1 protein-coding gene is annotated in these 912 nt (G+C 55.2%); it reads left to right on the forward strand.

Features of this window, described 5'->3' with window-relative positions; translation table 11 throughout:
* Positions 1-864 (forward strand): IS5-like element ISKpn26 family transposase (locus K0778_RS26485; protein WP_032223264.1); only part of this gene is annotated, 864 nt, incomplete at its 5' end.
* Positions 865-912: the final 48 nt, after the last annotated feature.

The following is a 912-nucleotide window of genomic DNA, read 5'->3' on the forward strand; positions in this document are numbered from 1 at the left end:
GTCATCGAGCCGTTTTATCCCAAGGCGGGCAATGGCCGACGGCCCTATCCGCTGGAGACCATGCTGCGTATTCACTGCATGCAGCATTGGTACAACCTGAGCGACGGTGCCATGGAAGATGCCCTGTACGAAATCGCCTCCATGCGCCTGTTTGCCCGATTATCCCTGGATAGCGCCCTGCCGGATCGCACCACCATCATGAATTTCCGCCACCTGCTCGAGCAGCATCAACTGGCCCGTCAATTGTTCAAAACCATCAATCGCTGGCTGGCCGAAGCAGGCGTCATGATGACCCAAGGCACTTTGGTGGATGCCACCATCATTGAGGCACCCAGCTCTACCAAGAACAAAGAGCAGCAACGCGATCCGGAGATGCATCAGACCAAGAAAGGCAATCAGTGGCACTTTGGCATGAAGGCCCACATTGGTGTCGATGCCAAGAGTGGCCTGACCCACAGCCTGGTCACCACCGCGGCCAACGAGCATGACCTCAATCAGCTGGGTAATCTGCTTCATGGAGAGGAGCAATTTGTCTCAGCCGATGCCGGCTACCAAGGAGCGCCACAGCGCGAGGAGCTGGCCGAGGTGGATGTGGACTGGCTGATCGCCGAGCGTCCCGGCAAGGTAAAAACCTTGAAGCAGCATCCGCGCAAGAACAAAACGGCCATCAACATCGAATACATGAAAGCCAGCATCCGTGCCAGGGTGGAGCACCCGTTTCGCATCATCAAGCGGCAGTTCGGCTTCGTGAAAGCCAGATACAAGGGGCTGCTGAAAAACGATAACCAACTGGCGATGTTATTCACCCTGGCCAACCTGTTTCGGGTGGACCAAATGATACGTCAGTGGGAGAGATCTCAGTAAAAACCGGAAATAACGCCAGAAATGGTGGAAAAAATAGCCTAAATAGGC

Source organism: Escherichia sp. XD33, assembly GCF_019375075.1.
Classification (GTDB): Bacteria; Pseudomonadota; Gammaproteobacteria; order Enterobacterales; family Enterobacteriaceae; genus Enterobacter; species Enterobacter flexneri_A.